The organism is Flaviaestuariibacter flavus (genome assembly GCF_004337505.1).
Lineage (GTDB): Bacteria > Bacteroidota > Bacteroidia > Chitinophagales > Chitinophagaceae > Flavisolibacter > Flavisolibacter flavus.
Genome location: NZ_SJZI01000042.1, coordinates 388,939 through 410,634, shown reverse-complemented (window position 1 = coordinate 410,634; position 21,696 = coordinate 388,939). Strand labels below are relative to the sequence as shown.

General features: G+C 58.1%; 15 protein-coding genes and 1 riboswitch. Of the genes, 8 read left to right on the top strand and 7 right to left on the bottom strand.

Going from position 1 to position 21,696, the window contains the following annotated elements; genetic code table 11:
• Positions 1 to 21: 21 nt before the first annotated feature.
• The 4 genes from EPD60_RS09675 to EPD60_RS09660 all read right to left on the bottom strand — a co-directional run bounded on the left by EPD60_RS09675 (position 22) and on the right by EPD60_RS09660 (position 4,410).
• The gene (locus EPD60_RS09675; RefSeq protein ID WP_131449215.1) at positions 22 to 1,455 is read right to left on the bottom strand and encodes a TolC family protein; all 1,434 of its coding nucleotides are present in this window, start codon (positions 1,453 to 1,455) and stop codon (positions 22 to 24) included.
• A gap of 95 nt (positions 1,456 to 1,550) precedes the next feature.
• On the bottom strand, positions 1,551 to 2,711 hold the full coding sequence (locus EPD60_RS09670) for a trans-sulfuration enzyme family protein (protein ID WP_131449213.1): 1,161 nt from the start codon (positions 2,709 to 2,711) through the stop codon (positions 1,551 to 1,553).
• A 3-nt stretch (positions 2,712 to 2,714) separates the two neighbouring features.
• On the bottom strand, positions 2,715 to 3,026 hold the full coding sequence (locus EPD60_RS09665) for a hypothetical protein (RefSeq protein WP_131449211.1): 312 nt from the start codon (positions 3,024 to 3,026) through the stop codon (positions 2,715 to 2,717).
• Complete coding sequence (locus tag EPD60_RS09660; protein WP_131449209.1) at positions 2,989 to 4,410, bottom strand: APC family permease; 1,422 nt, start codon at positions 4,408 to 4,410, stop codon at positions 2,989 to 2,991. The genes EPD60_RS09665 and EPD60_RS09660 overlap by 38 nt, the downstream gene beginning before the upstream one ends.
• Before the next feature lie 198 nt (positions 4,411 to 4,608).
• On the opposite strand from EPD60_RS09660, the gene EPD60_RS09655 reads away from it, so the two are divergent.
• The gene (locus EPD60_RS09655) at positions 4,609 to 11,322 is read left to right on the top strand and encodes a hypothetical protein (protein WP_131449207.1); all 6,714 of its coding nucleotides are present in this window, start codon (positions 4,609 to 4,611) and stop codon (positions 11,320 to 11,322) included.
• Positions 11,323 to 11,465: 143 nt separating this feature from the next.
• A complete protein-coding gene (locus tag EPD60_RS09650; RefSeq protein ID WP_131449205.1) occupies positions 11,466 to 11,777 on the top strand; it encodes a hypothetical protein in 312 nt (103 codons plus the stop codon).
• Between the two features lie 145 nt (positions 11,778 to 11,922).
• Here EPD60_RS09650 and EPD60_RS09645 read toward each other — a convergent pair whose 3' ends face one another.
• Positions 11,923 to 12,240, bottom strand: coding sequence for a hypothetical protein (locus EPD60_RS09645; RefSeq protein ID WP_131449203.1), 318 nt, complete (start codon positions 12,238 to 12,240; stop codon positions 11,923 to 11,925).
• Positions 12,241 to 12,689: 449 nt separating this feature from the next.
• On the opposite strand from EPD60_RS09645, the gene EPD60_RS09640 reads away from it, so the two are divergent.
• Complete coding sequence (locus EPD60_RS09640; RefSeq protein WP_131449201.1) at positions 12,690 to 14,078, top strand: sensor histidine kinase; 1,389 nt, start codon at positions 12,690 to 12,692, stop codon at positions 14,076 to 14,078.
• 617 nt (positions 14,079 to 14,695) lie between these two features.
• On the opposite strand, the gene EPD60_RS09635 is transcribed toward EPD60_RS09640, so the two are convergent.
• Positions 14,696 to 15,265 carry an OST5 family protein gene (locus tag EPD60_RS09635; RefSeq protein ID WP_131449199.1) on the bottom strand — a complete coding sequence of 190 codons (570 nt, stop codon included), beginning with the start codon at positions 15,263 to 15,265 and terminating at the stop codon, positions 14,696 to 14,698.
• Between the two features lie 147 nt (positions 15,266 to 15,412).
• Positions 15,413 to 15,985, bottom strand: a complete 573-nt coding sequence (locus EPD60_RS09630; RefSeq protein ID WP_131449197.1) for a hypothetical protein — start codon at positions 15,983 to 15,985, stop codon at positions 15,413 to 15,415.
• Between the two features lie 133 nt (positions 15,986 to 16,118).
• Positions 16,119 to 16,391: riboswitch (cobalamin riboswitch) on the top strand.
• Between the two features lie 94 nt (positions 16,392 to 16,485).
• Here EPD60_RS09630 and EPD60_RS09625 point away from each other — a divergent pair.
• From EPD60_RS09625 to cobC, 5 genes are all read left to right on the top strand, one after another.
• Positions 16,486 to 18,450 (top strand): TonB-dependent receptor plug domain-containing protein, encoded by a 1,965-nt coding sequence (locus EPD60_RS09625; protein ID WP_165871493.1) that lies wholly within the window; start codon positions 16,486 to 16,488, stop codon positions 18,448 to 18,450.
• A 72-nt stretch (positions 18,451 to 18,522) separates the two neighbouring features.
• The gene (locus EPD60_RS09620) at positions 18,523 to 19,224 is read left to right on the top strand and encodes a Dph6-related ATP pyrophosphatase (RefSeq protein ID WP_131449193.1); all 702 of its coding nucleotides are present in this window, start codon (positions 18,523 to 18,525) and stop codon (positions 19,222 to 19,224) included.
• 9 nt (positions 19,225 to 19,233) lie between these two features.
• Complete coding sequence (cobT, locus tag EPD60_RS09615; protein ID WP_131449191.1) at positions 19,234 to 20,262, top strand: nicotinate-nucleotide--dimethylbenzimidazole phosphoribosyltransferase; 1,029 nt, start codon at positions 19,234 to 19,236, stop codon at positions 20,260 to 20,262.
• A 3-nt stretch (positions 20,263 to 20,265) separates the two neighbouring features.
• Positions 20,266 to 21,039: an adenosylcobinamide-GDP ribazoletransferase gene (locus EPD60_RS09610; protein ID WP_131449189.1), complete on the top strand. Its 774-nt coding sequence runs from the start codon at positions 20,266 to 20,268 to the stop codon at positions 21,037 to 21,039.
• Entirely contained in the window at positions 21,024 to 21,644 is a 621-nt protein-coding gene (gene cobC, locus EPD60_RS09605) for an alpha-ribazole phosphatase (protein ID WP_131449187.1), read from the top strand. The genes EPD60_RS09610 and cobC overlap by 16 nt, the downstream gene beginning before the upstream one ends.
• The last annotated feature ends 52 nt before the right edge of the window (positions 21,645 to 21,696 follow it).

Genomic DNA, 21,696 nt, shown 5'->3' with positions numbered 1-21,696 from the left:
TCTGACATCAGACATCGTACATCATAATTTGAGGCCCTGTCCTTTGTAGAATTCGAGCAGCTTCATCCGGAACACGTATTCGAACTGCGCCGAGGCGCGTTCCAGTTGGGAGGTGGTGAGGCTGGTCTGCGCCAGCAAAAGCTCGAGCGTGGAAAGCAGGCCTATATTGTAACGCTTCGAGGCGAGGTCGAGCGCGCGCTGGTTCATCTCAAGCGCCTTATTGGCGGCATTGAATTTCTCCTGTGCATTAAGCGCATCGGCGTGTGCCTTGTAAATGTCCTGCTTCAGCGTCAGGCTGTCGGCCTGCTGCGCCAGCGTGGAGGTCTGCAGGTTCAGCTGCGCCCGCTTCCAGGCGGTACGCTGCTGGCCACCGTTGAAGATCGGAACCGTTACCGTGAAGCCCACGAAGCGGCTCATATTGTTATTGAACTGGGAGAAATACCCGGGCGTGTAAGGTGAGCTGAAATTGGGTTGCGTCACCTCGCGGAGTACGGCCTGGTTGGTTGTCTGCACAAAGCCGATGGGCACGATTGTCTTCGAGGAATCGCCGAGGAAGTCGGCCTGCTGCTGGGCGCTCGAGTAGCGGGTTTGCAGCCCGGCGCCGAAGGAAAGGCGGGGATACATCGCGCCGCGGGCTGCTGCCACCGCGTAGCGGCCGGCCTGGATGCGCAGGTGGTTGTAGCGCTGCTGGGGCAGGTTTTGCAGCGCCGACTCATACACAAGCTGCGGCTGCAGGTTGCCGATCGGCTCCACGGGGATGAGCTCAACGGGCGGCGTAGCCACATCAAAGGGCTGGGCTGCGTCGAGGGCCAGCAGGGCTTTCAGGCTGAAAAGCGCCTGTATCTCGGCGGTCTTCTGGTTCACCACGTTGGCGCTGTCGCGCGCCACCTGGGCTTCCACCTGCAGGGCATTGAACTCGGGAAGCACGCCGGCATCCACCTGCTTGCGCGTTGCCGACAACTGCGCTTCCGACTGGGCCTGCTTCAGGCGCAGGATGCCTACCTGCTGGCGCGCCAGCAACACCTGCAGGTACGCCAGTGCCACATTGAGCGCGACGTCGTTCTTCACTTTCTCGGTAAGCGCCGCGTAGGCCTCCGAGTCGTAGCGATAAGAAGCAATACCGTTGCGTTTCGAAAAGAAGTTGAACACTTCGACATCGGTCTGCAGGGAAATGTTGTTTGAAAAAAACGAAACGTCGGTGAACTGGTTGGTGGCGATGTTGATGCTTCGCCCGAAGTTGTAGCCGAGATTGCTCTGAAGGTTCAGGCTGGGATACTGGGAGAGCTTCGCCTGGTCGTAAGTAAGACGTGCGAGCCGCGCCTGAACATCCTGCTGCTTTACGGAAATATTATTCGCCAGCGCATAATCCACGCAGCGGCGCAGGTCCCATTTCTCCTGGGCACCTGCCGACAGCACCAGCAGGAGCGCCAACAGGCAGCTCATCGGTCTTTTCATAAGCGTAAAAATAGGCGTTTTGGAGGTTCTGGGGTTCCGAGGTTCTATGGTTCTGAGGTTAGGGTTAGATGGATTGCGAAACCAACCCCAAAACCTTAAAACCTTTCAAGTGCCTGCTCCAGGTCCTTGATCAGGTAGGCCGCATCCTCAAGCCCGCAGTAGAGGCGGATGTACTGGTGTTCTTCGTTGGCAGGATCGAAGGCGGCAGGATCGATGCCGGCGCATTTGGGCAGCACCAGCGACTCGTAGCCGCCCCAGCTCACAGCCATCAGGAAATGCTGCAGCGCTTCGCAAAAACGGGTGATGCGCTCGGGGTTGCCGCCTTTCAGCGTGATCGTAAACAGGCCGCCGGCACCGCTCATTTGTGTGCGGGCAAGCTCGTATTGCGGGAAGCCGGGGTCGAGGGGATAGAGCACCCGCGCCACTTTCGGGTGTTGCTTCAGCCAGGCGATCACCTCCTGCGCCGTGCGGGCAATGCGCTCGAGGCGTGCCGGCAGGGTGCGGAGGCCACGGAGCAGCAGCCAGGCGTTAAAGGGCGCGATGCCCGAGCCGACGGCCAGGTAGTCGAGCTCAAAGATGCGGCGGATGCGTTCCGGGGTACCGGTGAGCACGCCGCCGAGGGTATCGCTGTGACCACCGATATACTTGGTGGCCGTTTGCATGCACAGGTCGATGCCCAGCTCGTGGGGGCGCTGGTGCAGCGGGGTGCAGTAACTGTTGTCGATCAGGGTGACGATGCCGCGGCTCCGCGCCAGCGCGGCTACTTCGGCGAGTGGCTGGATGGCGAAATTCCAGGAGTTGGGCGACTCGAGGTAGATAAAGCTCGTGTTGGGCCGGAGCGCCTCCTCGAACTGGCGGATGTCGGTACCATCAACATAGGTGGTGCTGATATTCCAGCGCGGCAGAATCTGGTCGAAGGTGCGCTGTGCCCAGGAGTAGGGGCTGCGCACGGAGATGACGTGGTCGCCTGCCTTTACATGCGGCACCACGCCTGCGTAGATGGCCGCGGCGCCGTTTGCGAAGACAAGCGCATCTCCGGCGCCGTCGAGGGCGGCGAGCTTGCGGCGGAGAATGTCGGTGGTGGGGTTGAGGCCGCGCGAGTAGATATAGCTGCCCATCTCGTCGGCAAAGGCTCGGCGCAGGTCTTCCACGGTATCGAAAGCGAAGTTGCTCGTTTGCACGATCGGCGGCGCCACGGCATTGAAATACCCGGAGCGCTCCTCGCCCAGCTCGTTGAGGATCTGCGACAGGTCCATGGTTTATTTTTTCTTTGGGATGGTACGGAAGAAGAGGAGCAGCCCGACGAGGGTGGCCAGGCCCAGCAAAACGGCGATGCCAAGCGGGGCCTGCTGCTCGTCTTCCAGCAGGTAGATAAACGCGAACATCGATACCACGCTCCAGACCAGCAGCAGGACCTGTCCGAATGTGATCTTGCTTTTGGAGCTGGAGCGGGAGGAAGAAGAGCGACGGCGGCCCGAGCTCCCCGACCGCCCCGAATGGCGGCTGCGGGAGGAATGGCGGCGGCGCCTGGGCTCAGGCTGTTGTTGGGGCTGATTCAGTTCTTCGGTCATCCGTGCGACGGTTTTTTTTCAATAACAGGAAATAAAGCAGGATAAAGCCACACAAAACGCCCAGTCCTTTCACCGCTACATCCGTTTGCTGCACCAGCAGGCTGATGGCTACGAATGTATACGCTAAAATGAACAGGACCGGTTGCAGCGGATACCACTTCATTTTAAAAATGCCTGTTTCGTTGAGGTGTTGGGTGCGCGGCCGAAGGAGAAAAATGGAACCGGCCGAAAGGATCATTCCAAAGCAATCGAGAAAGATGGAAAAGCTCAGGGTCTTGTCAAACTCTTCCGCCCAGAACACGATGACCATGCAAAGAGCGGCAAAGATAGTAAGCGGAACCGTAAGTACACCGGTCCGCGGGTGGCGGCGCAGGAAGGCCGCCGGCAGGATGCCGTCTTCGGCCATGGCATACATGACGCGGGGGTTGCTCAGCAGCAGCGCATTGACGTAGGCCAGCACGCTCAGGAACAGGAATCCCGACAGGATCCGCTCCGCCTGCGGCCCGAAGACGCGGGCCGCCATGATGGCGGCGATATTGGGACTTTGCTCCATCCGCGCCATCGACTTCAGGTTGTCGAAGCCGATCACATGCACGTAGGCATAGTTGATGGCGAGGTAAAGGGCGATGATGGTGAAGATGCCGATAAATATGCCGCGGGGCAGGTTGCGCGCCGGGTGGCGCACCTCCGCGCCGAAGTTGATGGTTTGCTGGTAGCCGCCATAGGTAAACGACACCGCTACGAGGCCGGAGCCGAATGCCAGCAGGTAATCGTTCATGGTGGGACTCAGCACCTGCCGCACCGCCGCCGTAGCCGGCCCCGGGGGCGGGCCACCGAGAAAGAGCGGCGTGATGAGCAGCAGGATGAGCACGATCTTGATGATCATCAGCGCGCTTTGCGTACGCGCGCTCAGCTTGAGGCCCAGCAGGTTGATACCATAAAAGAGCGCGATGGCCCCGAAAGCCACGCCCATCTGCAGGCCCTTGACGGTGCCCGCCGGCGCCACGTAACCCGGGCCGAAAAACAGCGGCAGGAGCACCGCTGAAATGTATTCGCCGCCGATGAGGGCCACGCCGGCCAGCGAAGCGGCATTGGAAACCAGGATGACACAGTTGATGGCGAAGGCGATTGACGGGTGGTAGGCGTAGGAAAACACCTTATAGTAGCCACCCGTCACCGGGAGCCGCGATCCGATCTCGGCGTAGGTGAGCGCCCCGAAAAGCGCCACAAGCCCGCCGGCGACCCATACCAGGAAAAAAGCGCCCACCGAAGGCGCGTCGCGGGCGACGTTGACGGGCGTCCGGAAAATGCCCATGCCGATCACCAGCGAGATCACGATCATGGTAAAGTCGAAGAGACGGATGGTGGCACGGGGCTGCGACATAATATAAATGGACTCGTCCGTCTAAAATAGGCATTGCGGCGTAAACTGACGGGATGCGCGGTATTCCCATAGCCATTTTCGGGTAGTTTAGGGACAGAATAAGTGCTTTCACCGATTTACAGCTAAGACCGTTCCGGGCCGAAATAGTTTTACACCCGATTCTTTATGCGAAAGCGCCTCAACATCGAAACTGCCCTTATGAAAAAAGTCTTATTGCTTGCCGGCTTCTGCCTCGCCCTCGTTTCCGCCTTCGGCCAAACCAGCTGGAAAGGCACCGCAAGCACCAGCTGGTCGAATTCCGCCAACTGGACTAACGGCGTTCCCTCCTCTACCAAGGCCGCTATCCTCGGCGACGCCAACTTCACCGGGAGCTTTCAGCCCAAGATCAGCACCACGGCGGCCTGCGCCGGCCTCACACTCGGCGGCGCCAAGCCCTGCACGCTGACGCTGTCGCGCAACCTGACTATCTCGGGCAACCTTCTTGTTAACAACGCGGCCGGCGGCGGCGCCGGCGTGATCAGCCAGGGTAAGGTATCCATCTCGGTTACCGGCAACGTCACCATCAACGGCACCTACACACCTACCAGCACCTCGGCGAACATCATTTTTGCGGGCACGGCGCAGACCTTCACCACGGTAGCCAGCACCTTCCGCAAGATCACTGTCAACGCCAACAGCGTGGTGACCGTGAACAGCAACTTCGCACCCACCAACACCTTTTCCGTTTCGGGCACACTCAACCCTGCCGCCGGCGTAACCATCGGCACGGCGCAGCAGCCCACACCCACGACACTGGCGCTTAAATCGACCGGCATCCTGAAGGTGAACGCCGCCAACTTTGGCGACAATTACGCCGGCACCGTTACGCTTGCCGCCGGCAGCACCGTAGACTACAGCGCCAGCGCCAGCCAGAATGTGGCTGCCCTCAGCTATTCCATCCTCCGCATCAGCGGGTCGGGCACCAAAACCCTGGCTGCCAGTACCACGATATCCTCGGCCAGCTCCTCCTACGGCAGCGTTTACGTCACCGCCGGCACACTCGACCTCGGCGTCAATACACTCAACCGGAATGCTTCGGGCGCCGGCACCTTTTCCGTCTCTAACGGGGCTACCCTCAAAGCAGGCGGCACATCTAATTTCCCGCTCAACTTCCTTACCTATTCCCTTGCCCTCACCAGCACCGTAGAATACAATGCGGCAGGCAACCAGACCGTTGCCGGCGGCGCTACCTATGGCAACCTCTCCTACGGCAACCTGATTCTGTCGGGCAGCGGCATTAAAACGCTGCCGGCAAGCGCCACCACAGTGGCCGGCGCCCTCACCCTGAACGGCTCGGTAACCGCCCAGCAAAGCGCGGCCAACTTCACCGTCTCCGGCCTCACGACCCTCTCTGCCGGCACCACGCTCGCGGGCTATGCCTCCGCCTCCACCTATACCTTACAAACAGGCAACAACCTCGTTAACGACGGCACCATCAACGGCGGCGCCGGCACGTTCAACCTCGCGGGAGCGGGTGCCACGGTAAGCGGCAGCGGTGTGTTCAACTTCAACAACCTGGCGATCCTCGCTTCCGGCACCAACACCGCGGTGGCAACCATCAACGTGGCGGGCAACCTGAGCACAAGCGGCTCGGGTGTGTTTACGCACACCGGCGGCACCATTGTCATGACCGGAACCGGCAAGTCCATCTCGGGTACGGGTCTTACACTGAACAACCTTACCGTGAATGGCACCGGCACTACCGCCGGCGCTATGACACTGGCCGGCAACCTCGCGGTGAGCGGCGGCCTTACCACCTCGGGTATCCTGGTCATGAACGGCGCCGGCAAAACGATCTCGGGTAGCGGTGCGATTTCCTTTGCCACGCTCTCGGCCACCGGCAGCCTCAGCACTGCCAGCAATTTCACCATTACCAACACGCTCGAGGTTACCGGCAGCCTCAGCGCAAGCGCCGGCACGGCCACCTTCAGCGGCACCACGCTGTTCAACGGCAGCACCAGCCTGTTCAATGTAACGCTCGGCAGCACCTCCTCGCTCCAGCTGGCGGCCAACTCGTCGCTGGGTATCGGCGGTGCCCTGTCGGTTCCGGCAGGCGCCACCTTCAACGCCACCACCACCACGCCGACTACGGTTACCTATAACAGCACCGGTGCTCAGAACGTGACCGGCGTCACCTACGACAACCTCGTGCTGTCGGGCGGCAACACCAAGACCGCTTCCGGAGCGTTCATCACCAAAACTGACCTTACGATCGCCTCGGGCACTACCTTCGCAGCGGGTACATTCACCGATTCGATAAAAGGCAACTGGAACAATAACGGCACTTTCAACGCAGGCACGAGCACCATCGCGTTCGCGGGTGCGAATGATGCCACCATTACCGGCGCCACCACCTTCGCGACACTCACCATCAACAAAAGCAGCAACACCAACTCGGTGTTCCTGTCGAACAACGTCACGACCCCGACGCTGAACATGACCAACGGCATCCTGCGCACCGGCACCAGCAAGGTCACCATCACCTCGGCACGCACCGGCAGCGGCCTGATCTACGGCACCATCGAGCGCAATCATGCTTTTAATCCGGGCACCAATTATGCCTTCGAAGGCCCCGACAACTACATCAACTTTACCGGTGCTTCCGGCATCACGGGTGTAACGGTGGTGGTGAACCAGGGCTCCGTTTCCTCTTTTCCCAACGGTGCGGCGATCAACCGTTCCTATACCATCTCGCTGGCCGCGGGCACTTATACTTCCGCCCTGCTGCGGCTGCATTATGAAGACGCGGAAAAGAACGGCAACGACGAAAGCCTCCTGAAACTGTATCGCTATAACGGCAGCAGCTGGACCGACAAAGGCGCTTCGGGAAACAATACGACGAGCAACTACGCCGAGCAGACCGTTGCCACGCCCGAAGTGGCCGGCACCTGGACACTCTCCACCACGTCTACCATCCTCACCTGGACCGCGGCCGCCGGCACCAACGACTGGAATACAGCCGGCAACTGGAGCTCCTCCGGTGGTGGCAATGCCGTTCCCACCGCCAACGACATCGTGCAGATCGGCACCGTAGCCTATGGCAGCAATCACCCCCTGGTTACCAATGCGGCGGTGGCCAAAAGCATCCAGTTCGGCAGCGCACAATCGGCCACGCTCACCCTCGGCACGGGCGGCTCGCTCACCACGCAGGGTAATATCAGCGGCACCTGGTCCGCCAACGCCACACACAGCATCAACACCGGCGGGCAGAACCTGACGGTGAACGGCGGCCTTGTACTCAGCGACGGCACCAGCGGCCATGCCATCAACCTCAATATCGGCACGGGCACCGTGGCCCTCACCGGCTCGCTCACACAAAGCGGCGGCGCCAACGTAACCTTCAGCGGCGCGGGCAACCTCAAGATCGGCGGCGACTTCACCTATACCAGCGGCACCTTCTCCGCGGGCAGCGGCACGGTGACGTACAACGGTGGCAACTTCCAGTCGGTAGGCGGTGTTACGTACAACCAGCTGGTGATCGACAAAACGGCAGCCACGGCTACCACCAACCCGCTGGCCACTACCACCGTATCGGGCAACCTGAGCGTAAAAAGCGGCACCTTCGACTTCTCCGGTCCTACCGTCATCGCGGGCGACGTCACCATCGACGCCGGTGCCTTCGCCACCAACCGCACCACCATCACCGTGGGCGGCAACTGGAACAACAACGGCACCTACCTCCCCAACGGCGGCGCCGCCACCTTTAACGGCACGGGGGCACAAAACCTTTCGGCGACAGCGTTCAACAAGATCATCGTCAACAAAAGCTCCGGCACCCTGACGCTCACCGGCAACATCACGCTCAACAGCGACTTTATCATCAATGCCGGTACGGTAAACCTGGGCTCCTTTACCGCCAACCGAAACACCATCGGCGGCACCTTCCAGCTCGATAACGGCGCGTCGCTGCTCGTAGGCGGAAGCATCTTCCCGGCGAACTATACCTACTACACCTTCGGTGCAACGAGCACCACAACCTACAACGGTACGATCGCCCAGAACGTGGGCGGCATCACCTATGGTCACCTCGTAATGAGCAACGGTGGCGTTAAAACGCTGGCGGCGCCCGCCACCGTCGGCGGCGACCTCACCATCAACAGCGGCGCCAACCTCGACGGCTACCAGCATAACCTCACCATCGCCGGCAACTGGGTAAACAACGGCACCTTCACGCCTTCCACGGGCGCCGTGCTGGCCACCGGCACCGGCAAGACCATCACCGGCACCACCACCTTCAACAAGCTCACTGTATACGGCTCCTACAGTGTCATCAACAATACCAACATCACCTATAACGGTTCACTTACCATTGTATCCGGCGGCTCCTATGACGCGGGCGGCGGCACCGCCGTGCTTTACGGCAACCTCACCAACAGCGGCTCGCTTACCAGCTCCGGCACCACCACCTTCATGGGCACGCAGGTGCAGACGATCCAGCTGCTGAATGCCATCAACTCCACCTCCACCGGCATCATCAACTTCAACGGCTCGGTAGCGCCGGTACTCAACTCCACCACCACGCCCACCTATGCCACGCTCAACATCAACAACACTGCAGGCATCTCACCGAGCGTTAACTGGCTCGTTGTAGTGGCACTCAACATCGGCTCCGGAGCCACCTTCAACGGCGGCGCCTCCACGCATACGATCCTGGGTAACTTCACCAACAACGGTGTGGTGACGAGCACCGGCGGCCTCGTGTTCGCGCCCCGCAGCAGCGCTACCGTCAGCCTCGGCGCCAATACTACCGGCAACACCTTCAGCAGCGACGGCACCGTTACCTTCAGCGGCACCGGCGCCCTCACGGTGAACGGCACGCCCACGAAGCTGACCAACGTATCTATCGGCAACTCCAACGGCGTCAGCCCCTCCGCCAACTGGTCGACCGTGCTGGGCACGTTTACCGTGGCCGACACGGCGGTGTTCAACGCAGGCGCCAACACCTACACGCTCAGCGGCGACCTGGAAAGCAACGGCCGCATCAACCCCGGCACCTCCCACTTCATCTTCAACGGTTCGGCGCCCCAGATCGTGGGCAGCCCCAACACCACCTTCTACGACGTTACGGTCAACACCGGCACGGCGCTCGTGATCAGCTCCGAATTCAACGTGAGCCGCCACATGAATATGAACGGTACCATCGACGCCAACACCGCCTCCTTTGTGATGACCGGCAGCACGGCCGCCAACCTTACCGGCACACCGGCGACGCTGGCTCTTATCGACTTCGAAGTAGCCAAGACCAATGCCACCGTCAGCCTGCTGAAGCCCATCACCGGCTCACAATCGGTGACCATCTCGGCTGGCACGCTCGACCTCAGCGCCAACACCATCACCCCCGACGCCTCGAACGCGCCAAACAACGTGCTGTCGATCTCCGACAATGCACGCCTTCGCATCGGCGGCACCAACGCGTTGCCCGGCTACGATGTATTTGCTCTCGACAGTCTCAGCACCGTCGAGTACTACGGCAGCGGCACGCAGGCACTTACGCCGACGGCCATTTACGGCAACCTCGAGATCAACGCCGGCACCAAAACCACCAGCGCCGCGCTTACCATCCAGAAGAATGTGCTGCTCTCAGCAGGCACCTTCACGGCGGGCAACTTCACCCACCTTGTGGGCGGCAACTGGACGCAGACCGGCGGCACCTTCACACCGGGCACCGGCACCATCGCCTTCAACGGCGCCGGCCCGCAGACGGTATCCGCCACGGATGCCTTCAACAACATTACCATCAACAACGTGAGCAACGTCAGCCTCGGCACGCTGGTGAAAGTGAACGGCGTACTCGACTTCACCGCCGGCAAGCTGGTACTGGGCAGCAACGACATCCTTCCCGGCAGCATCACCAACTATAGTGCCGCGAAGTATATCGTAGCCATCGGCAGCGGTGTGCTGCGCCAGCCGCTCGCGGCCAGCGCCAGCAAGTTCTTCCCGGTGGGTACCGCGTCCAGCTATATCCCGGCCACGGTAGCCTTTGCCGCCGGCTCCACGGCCGACTCCATCAGCGTGCGGGTGCTGGGATCCACTTACAACAACGGCGAAACCGGCACGGCGCTGACCAACTACGCAGTCAATGCCAGCTGGATCATCGACGAAAAAGTGGCTGGCGGCTCCAACGCCGCCGTAACGCTCCAGTGGCCTGCCTCCCTCGAGCTGCCCAACTTCTCGCGCAGCACCTGCCGCCTCGCCCACTATACCGGAGGCGCCTGGGAGTATGGCAGCGCAGGCCTCAGCGCCTCGGGCACCGACCCCTATTCAGTAACCCGTACGGGCTTCACTTCCTTTTCGCCCTTCTCGGTGCGGATGAACAACGCGGTGCTCCCCGTCACCTTTATTTCTTTCACCGGCCAGCGCCGCGGCGGCAACGACGCGCTTAGCTGGAGCACGGCCTCCGAAAGCAACAGCGATCGCTTCGAGATCGAAGAGAGCAGCGACGGGCGCAGCTTCCGCGTTATCGGCACGGTGGCCGCGGCGGGCTACAGCAGCACGCTGCGCAACTATAGCTACAGCAACAACGGCGTGCAGGGCACGCACTACTACCGCATCCGCCAGGTGGACCTCGACGGCCGCTACACCTACACGAACGGGATACGCCTCAACGACGATGCAGGTAACGGAAGCATCCGCCTCGCTGCCAACCCGGTGCGTGGCAACGCCAGCCTGCAGTTGCAGGTGCCCGCGGCCACCCGCGCGGCGCTCACCCTGCACGACGGCAGCGGCCGCATCGTATGGAGCAGCAGCCAGGCCCTCGGCGCCGGCAGCCAGACGCTCACCCTGCCCACAGCCCCGCTGGCGGCCGGTGTGTACTACCTCGGCATCCGCTTCGACGACAACAGCGGGCAGACCATCCGCCTCGTAAAAGAATAAGCAAACCCGATAAAGACAAAAAGGCCGGCACCACCAGTGCCGGCCTTTTTATTGCACTGGTGAAGGCTGCCGCGATATGCCAGATCAAAGGCGAACTTCCGCAGCGGGCGCGCCGTAGCTTTATAGCACTTCAATCATCACCCATGAACGAAAGTTTCCAGAAGGTGCGCGACCTCCTCGAGCGGGTGCCGCGCCGGCATAATGCCGACAACGTAAAAGAGATCAACAGCATCGTGGACGAATACGAAGACGTCCTGCGGCAGCTCGAGTCCAACCCGCAGCTGGAGCCGGTGATCGCCGGCTACTTCGAAGCGCTCGACCCGATCCGAAGGACGATCAAGGAATCCAATCACGCCAAGCATTCCAAGAAGGCAAAAGACGACCTCTTTGACGACGCGTCGGGACAGCTGAAAGACTCGATGGAAGACCTGCTCCGCCTTGAAGCGTCCCTGTAAGGCCTCGGCTTTTGCAGGCCGGTGCCGGAAGGCGACGCCGCTTTGGCGTTGCCGCTTCGCGACAAACCTTATCGTACAACAGAAGACGATAAAAGAAGGGCCGCGCCCGGGTGGAGCGCGGCCCTCTTGATGGAACGTTGGACGGTTATAATGAGGCGGTTTCCAGCCGCGAGCTGTAAGCGGCCTTCAGCCCTTTTTGCAGGTCATCCCGGTTCATCACGGGGCAGAAATCCACCTGGGCCCCCAGTTTGGTAAACAGCGGCTCGGCGATGGAAGGGATATCAGAAGCATCTTTCAGATCGAAGACCATGAAGCAGGCGCGATAGCCATGGTCGGGGTAGAAGAAGGCACACTCGGGATTCAGGCGATCGATTGTCTGCTCGATGATCCGTTGCAGCGAACCGTCGGCGAGCGCGGCGTTACCGGCGTTGGTGTCCATAGTGACCTTTAATAGCGTGCGCATAGCTCTATTGATTTAAGGTTAAAAAAATACAAGCCACAACAAGCGTTTCCGGGCACGGCCGTTTTGTTCAACGGGGCGGATTAAAGATCTCTTTAAAGATAAACGTTCTTTCCGGCCGCCCCCTGCGCTGAGCTGAAAATAAAACGGAACAGCACCGCTGCCAACAGTCATCCGTGCCCACAATAGCCCGCCGTTACGCAGCCCAGCCGGCCCGGCAGTACGCAACGAATAAAGCTGTCGCCTTTTCACTTCGAAATGAAACTAAGGACGTCAATCCTATCGGGCGACCGCTGTCCGTTATCAAAAAAAACTGCCACCCGTAAACTGATGGAATTGAAATAATGCCCGGTGAACATTGCAGATGCCCAACGATGGTGAATCCCGGAACGGATGAAACACATCAGGACGATGGCCGCATTGCCCAAACCCACGGCAATTCTTAAATTGCAATGATGCTGGAATCAATGTATGAAAAGCTCTTTAACGCAGCCCCGGTTCCTTTGATTATCACGGACCGGAAAGGGACAATCAAACTTGCAAACGAGCAGGTCGATGCCTTACTGGACAACCGGCCGACACCGCTGACAGGACTGAGCTTCTTTGATTTTATTGATCAATCGGTTTTTAAGAACTACTTCCAGGATCAATCCTATCATTCATTCGAGGATTTTCTGGAAGTGTATAGAATCCACCCTGACTATGGAGCGAACAATAAGGGAGGGATTGCCACCTACAAGGATATTTCCGTAGCGTCTTTTCAAGTCGAGAATGAAATTTTCTATATATGGACATTGGGCTCCACTGAAATCACCCGGAAACTGAAACATGATTTAAATGAACGGGTAAAGGAGCAGCTGGCCATATTGAATGTGATTGAGCTTTGTTTTCAAAACCAGGACATTCATACAAGCCTGCAGCGCTGTTTACAGCCCATTCGGGAGGGCTGGCAATTCCCCTACATAACAGAAGTGCGGATTACATTGGAGAACGGAGCCGTCTTCGCCACCGACAACTTCAGGGAAACAGAATGGTGCCTGCGATCGGAGATAAAGAGTGCCAATGAGTTCTATGGCTATCTGGAAGTATGTTACCTGCACGAGGCACCCGTTGATGGGGGCGAAGTATTTCTTTATGAAGAAGAAAGATTGATCAGGGTCTTAGGGAAGATAATCGGGGCGATTATTGAACATTGGCATGGCAACAAACGAATGAACGAAGCTGTAGTGAACGCACAGGAAGAGGAGCGCTACCAGTTAGCTATGGAACTGCACGACAACGTGCAGCAAATTCTTACGGCGGCTTCATTAAATGTCGGCTTTTTGCAAAGTATTCACACGGAGGGAACCTCCCAGGAGGTGACCCAAAAGCTGATAGCGTATTTATCAGAGGCCATCCAGGAACTAAGACGACTGTCGCAACAGCTTGCGCCTTCTGTTGAACCCGCCTTTCCATTAGCTGAAAAGATCGACTTCTTAATCAGGAGTATGAATGTAAATGGCCGGTTGAACGTAAAAACTTCTATCGACCCCGAACTTCTTTTGGATGAAAAAGTTCAGTTGGGTTTCTACAGGATTATCCAGGAACAATTGACCAATATTATCAAGCACGCCAAAACTTCGGAGGTTGAAATAAGTATTAAGACTGATTGGAATGCTATCATTCTTGGCATTGCCGATCACGGAGTCGGCTTCGATGTTAACTCGAAAAAGATCGGGATCGGGTTGGAGAATATCAGGCGAAGAAGTGAGCTAATGAACGGCTCGCTCGATATCGCCTCCTCGCCAGGGAAGGGCACGCAGGTGGCGGTCACGGTTCCGATGGTGTCGCGTCATCAATGAAAAAACCGGAATCTGGATCGTTTTGGCAAGACGTGCTCTTACCGCCAGCAGCAAGAGCCTTGCGCTGGCCGGTGAAATTTAGGACAGACAGGGAATCTGGAAAAGCAGGCTAGTGCAACAGTTCATATGGTGCGCTGTCAGACCTGGTCAATACCAAAAGCCCCCCGGTATGCTCTAACCGGGCAACGTCAGAAGGACGACCTACCCGGCCTGCAAACCTTTACCTGGTATCGTATTTATTCTTATAGGCCTATCTTTATGAACTTTTCGCCGGCCTGTACAGTTGCCGCTCCTCAACGGGCGACCTGGAAGAAAGGAAAGAAAAACGCTACAGCCATAAGTAAATGATTCATTAACCTCAAATTTTATTGTATGTCGAAAAAGACAACTAAATCCAGGAAGAATAAGCCTACTCAAAAGAAAAGTGCAGCACAGAAGAAAGCGATCGCACAGAGAAAAGTAAAATAAGATCAAAAAGACAGTGAGCGCGGTTTACAACGCCGGGCTTCTTTATGCATCGTTGCCAGCGTTTCGGTTGAAAACTCGCGGCACCAGGTTTTCTCTCCGGTGATCAGCACAAACCTGTGAACGGATTGAATGCGATGAATGAGCATAACTCATTTCGGCCTGACTGAAACGGAGTCCTTAATCTCAATTTTCAGGATGGCAGGCCCGCCCGCTTCCAGTGAATCCTGATCAGGATAGTAGGTAATTCTGTAGTAATTGCCTGGGTGAATAACTCCGCCGTGGGATGCGGCATTATCGTAACCAAAGCGGGTGTCATAATCACTGTAATGAAACGAAATGCCCTGAATTTCGAATTTTTCCTCGTCATGACCTTCCTTAGGCATTGGATGATAATTCAAAGGAAAGCCTTCAACCACCCGAAACAGCTTCTGTGCAAAAATTTTATCGGCCCGGGGTCCTGAAAAAATCATAGAACCAACAGAAAGCACTAAGAATAAGGAGCCAAATAGTGCAAATGCTGACCCAACTAAAAGAAGCCTCGCTTCTTTTACTGGCAGACGACGCCCGCCTTTCCACGAAACGAGCAACAAACCGCCAATAAGGACTGCCGCTACTCCTATCAGGAAGAACAAGCGCAAGGAAGTGGGCATACCTTCTGTTCTTATGTCATAGAGCGTTCTATACATATCAAGAAGATCTGTTTTTTTTTGAAAAGTCAAGTGACCGAATTCGCTTGCTACGGATTATCGAACACCCGGTTGCGGTGGTGTATAGCGGAAAGACTTTGCGCTGGCCGGGCGAACTAAAAAATATCACAACCGCAGAATGCGGCCTAGTACAAAAGCCCCGGTTTGCGGCAGCTTCGTTTAAGCGCCATGCCAGTTCGGAACATTGTCCTGCATATTGGGACTTTCTCCAGTCCTGCCCTTCTTAATAAACGAAAACAATACAGCTGTTGCAATTCCGTAGAAAGCTATCCAATGGCCCGAAAAGCCTCTTATCTCGTTTGCCTGGTAGTGGTGATATTCCTGTTCCGACAGAATCTTAATTATGCGGCCATGATTATGCAGTGCGCGCTGGCCATTTATGAAACCGACGCTACCCTGTTGTGAAATTGCAAAAAGGAAAAAATTAGCGACCGCATAGTAAAAGCCAAGAACGGAAATAATGGTCAACCAGATGGGCGTGCGTTTGAAAATTATTTTAAAGATTCCCAGTGGGCGTTTTACCTCTTGCTTTTGATATGCTGCAACCTCTTCATTGTTCCTGATGCTAAGGATCGTTGGAATCCAAACTATAAAAATCCCAAGGTGCAGGAGCCAAATGAATGGAACCTTATCACCTACGTCAAACCCGGCAATTGATCCTATATGAACGAGAATGGCAAGTAACCAACATATAGCCGCGAAGAAGAAAACGTATTTGTAGAACTTCAGCATGTTTCAGTTTGTGTTAAGCCGGATTATCAATAACGAAAAGGGGTTTGCACCGGCCGGTCTTCTTTAGGAAAGATAGGAATTAAGAAAATTATGCACCCCGCACCAGGTGCGCTTCGCCTTTGCGCCTTTCCCCTACATTTGCACCCGCAACGGTTCCCGGGGTTCACAACCGGGATTAAAAGGGAATCCTGTTGGAATCAGGAGCTATCCCCGTAGCTGTAAAACCCCGGAGGGGAATCTCGGACCGCTGATCTCGGATCTAAATCCTCGGAAGCCAGATCTCAGATCTGTGATCCGATTAAGAGATTCTTTCTCCGCCAGGCAACTTGCCACTGTGGTGCACCGCGCACCATGGGAAGGCGCCGACGGGTTAAGCCAGAAGACCTGCCATTGCAGCACAACCAATTTTGCTTTCGGGTGAAAAGCAAGGAATGGAAAGTTCACGCTTTTTATTTCTGTCCCTTTTTCCGGAAGCAGTCACACAAACCTTTTTTCTGTTTATGAAAAAACAAGCATTTGTGGTGGCTGCAATCGCATTCAGCAGTCCCCTCCTGGCCCAGCAAGCGGCCGACAGCGCCACGACCCTCGATGAAGTGGTCGTAACCGCCAACAAGTTTCCGAAGAGCGCCGCCGAAACCGGTAAGGAAGTAACCGTCATCGGCCGCGACGTGCTCGACCGCAACAGCGGCCGCTCCGTGTCGGAAGTGCTCGCCGTGCAGGCCGGCTTCCGCGTGGTGGGCAGCCAGAACAACCTCGGCACCAACCAGGACCTTTACCTCCGCGGCGCCGGCGTAGGCAAGACCCTTATCCTCATCGACGGCATCCCCGCCTACGATCCCTCGGGCATCGACCAGGCCTTTGATCTCAACTCCGTCCCCCTCGACAACATTGAGCGCGTGGAGATCGTGAAGGGTGCGCTCTCCACCCTCTATGGCTCCGACGCTATTGCCGGTGTGGTCAACATCATCACCCGCAAAGGCAGCAACGGCACACGCTTCAACGGCACGCTCGCCGGCGGCTCCTTCGGCACCCTCAAAGGCAGCGGCAACCTGAGCGGAAGCTACGGGCAGTCGCAGTACAGCATCGGCTACAGCCGCCTCTCCGCCTCCAACGGCTTCTCCAGCGCGCGCGACTCCTCGGCCAAAGGCGCCGGCTTCGACAACGACCGCTACCGCCAGGACGTGCTCAACGCCTCGCTCACCACGGCACTCTCCTCCAGCGTCAGCCTGCGCCTCTACGGGCAGCACAGCCGCTATATCGCCGACGCCGACGCGGGCTCCTTCCTCGACGACAAAGACTACACCATCACCACGCGCAACTACCTCGCGGGCGCCAGCGCCACCTGGCAATACGGCAAGCACACGCTGTATGTGAACTATAACTACAATGCGCTGGAGCGGGCTTACCTCGATGACTCCACCTCGGTGCCCGGCTTTGTAAAATTCGCGAAGCGCAACTTCATCGGCCGCACTCACTTCGGTGAAGCCTACACCCGCATCGCAGCGAATAAGAACATTGACCTGCTGGCTGGTGTGGATGCACGCCTGCAGAACTCCGACCAGTCGGACTTCTACCGCACCGCCTATGGCGACCTTGAAAACCGCCTCGGGCAGGACTCCGCGCGCACCGAACAGTACAGCGCCTTCGCCTCGGTGATTCTCAAAAACCTCGGTAGCTTCAACCTCGAACTCGGCGGACGCCTCAACCATCACACCGAGTACGGCAACAATTTCACCTTCTCTTTCAACCCATCGTACACCATCGGCCGCGAGGTGAAGTTCTTTGTCAACATCGCCTCGGGTTTCAAGGCGCCTTCGCTCTACCAGATCTACAACAGCGAGTACGGTGGTCCCGCGCTCAAAGCCGAGCGCTCCATCAACGCCGACTTCGGCGCCCAGTACCAACCCACCCGCGACGTGATGCTCCGCGCCACGTATTTCAACCGCGATGTGAAGAACGGGCTTGACTATAACTACGCCACCAACAACTACTTCAACTACAACCGCCAGAAAGACCACGGCCTCGAGCTGGAAGCACAGGGTAAGTGGGGTAAGTTCTTCGGCAACGCCAACTACACCTGGGTCACCGGCAAGGTGAATACCCTGGGCTATGTAGACCTCAATGCCTGGCCGGTGGTAGTAAAAGGCGACACCACCTATAACAACCTGTTCCGCCGCCCCGAGCACAGCTACAACCTCACGGCCGGCTACAATGCCGACGGCAGGTGGATCCTGAGCGCCACGCTCCGTCACATCGGCAAGCGCCTCGAAGGCCGCTATGCCGCTGAGCCGCTCCCGATGGCGGCCTACAGCACGCTCGACATCTACGGCGAATACCGCATCCTGCCCGCACTCCGCCTCTTTGCCGACCTGCGCAACGTCACTGACGAGCAGTTCACGGAAGTGTACGGGTACAACTCCCGCCGCTTCAACTTCATGGCCGGGCTGACCTATAACATTCACTAACCGCAATCAGAAGAAGCCCCCACCTGGGGGCTTCTTCTTTTAAGGAAATAATTTCGCGCAACGTTTATCATTATGAAAACATTTCTCAACTGGAGCGGCGGCAAAGACTCCGCCCTTTGCCTGCAGGCCGCGCAGCAGCAAGGCATCAAATCAGAACGGCTGCTCACCTGCCTGCACCACAACCGCATCTCCATGCACGGCGTATCGCGGATGCTGCTGGAGCGCCAGTGTGCCGCCCTGGGCCTGCCGCTGAGTGTAGTAGAACTGCCCGATAATCCTTCGATGGCCGACTATGAAGGCAGCCTGCATGCCGCGCATGCCGCGCTTAAAGCCGAAGGGTTCACCGACACGCTGTATGGCGACCTCTTTCTCGAAGACCTGCGGCAATACCGCGAAGGACTATTGCAAAAAGACGGTCTCCGCGGCCATTACCCGCTCTGGGGAAGCGATACGGCGGCGCTTGCACAGCGCTTTGTGGCCGACGGCTTCCGCGCCGTTATCGTCAGCGTCAATGAAAGCTTCCTGCCCCGCTCCTTCTGCGGCCGCGCCTTCGACGATGCCTTTCTCCACGAGTTGCCGGCGGGCGTGGATCCCTGCGGTGAGAACGGCGAGTTTCACACCTTTGTGTGGGACGGCCCCGTATTTCTACATCCTGTCGCTTTTGAGCGCGGAGCGATTATCCAGAAAAGCTATCCCGCGCCGCGTGGCAATGACGACTGCTTCACCGACGCACGTCCCGAAACCGTTTTCTCTTTCTGCGAGCTGCTTCCCTAACTACACAACATGATTTCACCTGAGGGCGCGCTGCGCCATAAGATTGATAACAAGACAAAGCCGCCGGGCGCACTCGGCATGCTGGAAGAACTGGCCCTGCGTATCGGCACGATACTCGGCACCGACAAGCCCGCCCTGTGCGCACCGCACATCGTAGTATTTGCCGCCGACCACGGCATTGCCGCCACGGGTCTTGTCAACCCCTACCCCATGGAGGTAACCGCGCAGATGGTACACAACTTCCTGCGGGGCGGCGCCGCCATCAACGTGTTTTGCCGGCTCAACGGCATTCAACTCAGGGTGGTGAATGCCGGCGTGCGTGCTTCGTTTGCCGATGTGCGTCACGATGATTTTATCGATGCGCCTGTTGCTGAAGGCAGCGCCGACTACCGCCTGGGTGATGCCATGACGGAAGCGCAGCTCCAAAATGCATTTGCTGCAGGCAGCGCCATCGTGGGGCAAATCGCAAATGCGGGCTGCAACTGCATCGGCTTTGGCGAAATGGGGATCGGCAACAGCTCCAGCGCGGCACTGCTGATGCACGCCATTACCAAACTGCCGCTCGAAGCATGCGTGGGCGCCGGCACCGGTGCACAGGGCGAAGCGCTGCATACCAAACTGCGCACGTTGCAGGAAGTAGCCGCGACGCATCAGCTCGCTGCTTACGATGGCGGTGCGGCGCAACTGCTGCAACAGGTGGGTGGCTTTGAGATAGCGATGATGGCAGCAGCTTACCTGCAAGCGGCGAAGCGTGGTATGGTGATCGTGGTGGATGGGTTTATTGCTACGGCGGCCCTGCTTGTAGCTGCCGGCATTGAGCGCCCTGTAATTGACAACTGTGTGTTTGCCCACAGCAGTGCCGAGCGTGGGCACGAAGCCCTGTTGCGCTACCTTGGTGGGCGCCCGCTGCTGCACCTGGGGCTGCGGCTGGGTGAAGGCACCGGCGCCGCGCTCGCCATCCCGCTGCTGCAGGCGGCGACAGCTTTTCTCAACGAAATGGCTTCCTTCGAAAGCGCGGGGGTCAGCAACAAAAGCTAAAGAATGAAACGCGAGCTCCGCATCTTTCTTACAGCCCTGATGTTTCTCACGCGCATCCCGGTGAGCCGTTGGGCCGACCATCAGCCCGAATACCTGCAGGCCTCGGCGCGCTACTTCCCGCTTGCAGGCTGGATTGTGGCAGCAGTGCATTTCCTGGTCTTCTGGATCTTTTATTTCATCGGCGTCACCGATGTGGCGGTGCTACTGGCCATCGGCGCCTCGCTGCTGCTCACGGGTGCATTTCACGAAGACGGCTTCGCCGACTGTTGCGATGCCTTCGGTGGCGGCTGGAACCGCGAGCAGATCCTCACGATCATGAAAGACAGCCGCCTTGGCACTTTTGGCGTAGCGGGTCTTGTGCTGGTACTGGGACTAAAATTCCTGCTGCTCACGCACCTGTTTACCGAAGTGGACAGCCTCTGGCAATACGTAGTGGTGCTGGCGCTCGGGCATTCGCTGAGCCGTTTTTCGGCTGTAAGTCTTATCCAGGTATCGCAATACGTGCTGCAGCCCGGCAGCAAGGCGAAGCCGCTCGCTTCCGAGCGACTCGGACCCGCAGCCTACGGCTTGGCAGCGCTTTGTGGCGCGGCACCGCTGCTGCTGCTTCCGCTAAAAGCGGCCCTGGTGTTGCTGCCGGTGGCGGGGCTGGTGTTCTGGTCAAAACGTTATTACGAAAAGTGGATCGGCGGCTATACCGGCGACTGCCTGGGCGCCCTGCAACAAGTAACCGAGCTGGTGTGTTATTTGACAATACTGGTTTTATGGAGATCTACCTGATCCGGCATACCACCCCCGATGTGGCGCCGGGCACCTGCTACGGGCAAGCCGACCTTGGCGTTACGGAAAGCTTTGATGAAGAAGCTGCGGCGATTGTCGCGCACCTTCCGCCGCATGTGGCTGCCGTTTACTCGAGTCCCTTGCAACGCTGCCGCCGTCTTGCCGAGCGGCTTTTTCCCGGTCATGCTATCCGCTTCGATGACCGCCTCAAAGAGATCAGCTGCGGCCATTGGGAGCTGCGCTCCTGGGACGATATCGAACCCGCGCCGCTCCAGGCCTGGATGGACGACTTTGTGCATGTGTGCATCCCCGGCGGCGAGAGCTACATGCTTTTATACGAGCGCGTGATTGCCTTCCTGCAGTCGCTCCCCGATGCGGGCGGCCCTGTGGCCGTGGTGACGCACGGCGGTGTGATCCGAAGTGTGCTGGCCCACATCAATGATGTGCCCCTGCGCGACTCCTTCGATGCCTTCCCGATCCACTACGGCTGCACCGTGCACCTGCACCGCAAGGGAGCGGGTCTTGGCCACCGCTTTTTGCATAACGTAAAGCGAGGCGTGGAGCGGCACCGGCCGGTGCGAGAACAAGACAACAAGAGAACGTGAGGAGCAAGAACGAGATGCATAAATACACCGGGGAAGCCATTCCCTTTTTCTC

Excerpts from the sequence above, each read along its gene's own strand:
- EPD60_RS09630 (WP_131449197.1), bottom strand. The coding sequence starts at position 15,985 with ATGCTGAAGTTCTACAAATACGTTTTCTTCTTCGCGGCTATATGTTGG.
- EPD60_RS09610 (WP_131449189.1), top strand. The coding sequence starts at position 20,266 with ATGAAACGCGAGCTCCGCATCTTTCTTACAGCCCTGATGTTTCTCACG.
- cobT (WP_131449191.1), top strand. The coding sequence starts at position 19,234 with ATGATTTCACCTGAGGGCGCGCTGCGCCATAAGATTGATAACAAGACA.
- EPD60_RS09625 (WP_165871493.1), top strand. The coding sequence starts at position 16,486 with ATGAAAAAACAAGCATTTGTGGTGGCTGCAATCGCATTCAGCAGTCCC.
- EPD60_RS09620 (WP_131449193.1), top strand. The coding sequence starts at position 18,523 with ATGAAAACATTTCTCAACTGGAGCGGCGGCAAAGACTCCGCCCTTTGC.
- EPD60_RS09665 (WP_131449211.1), bottom strand. The coding sequence starts at position 3,026 with ATGACCGAAGAACTGAATCAGCCCCAACAACAGCCTGAGCCCAGGCGC.
- EPD60_RS09655 (WP_131449207.1), top strand. The coding sequence starts at position 4,609 with ATGAAAAAAGTCTTATTGCTTGCCGGCTTCTGCCTCGCCCTCGTTTCC.
- EPD60_RS09670 (WP_131449213.1), bottom strand. The coding sequence starts at position 2,711 with ATGGACCTGTCGCAGATCCTCAACGAGCTGGGCGAGGAGCGCTCCGGG.
- EPD60_RS09650 (WP_131449205.1), top strand. The coding sequence starts at position 11,466 with ATGAACGAAAGTTTCCAGAAGGTGCGCGACCTCCTCGAGCGGGTGCCG.
- EPD60_RS09660 (WP_131449209.1), bottom strand. The coding sequence starts at position 4,410 with ATGTCGCAGCCCCGTGCCACCATCCGTCTCTTCGACTTTACCATGATC.
- EPD60_RS09645 (WP_131449203.1), bottom strand. The coding sequence starts at position 12,240 with ATGCGCACGCTATTAAAGGTCACTATGGACACCAACGCCGGTAACGCC.
- EPD60_RS09640 (WP_131449201.1), top strand. The coding sequence starts at position 12,690 with ATGATGCTGGAATCAATGTATGAAAAGCTCTTTAACGCAGCCCCGGTT.
- EPD60_RS09675 (WP_131449215.1), bottom strand. The coding sequence starts at position 1,455 with ATGAAAAGACCGATGAGCTGCCTGTTGGCGCTCCTGCTGGTGCTGTCG.
- cobC (WP_131449187.1), top strand. The coding sequence starts at position 21,024 with ATGGAGATCTACCTGATCCGGCATACCACCCCCGATGTGGCGCCGGGC.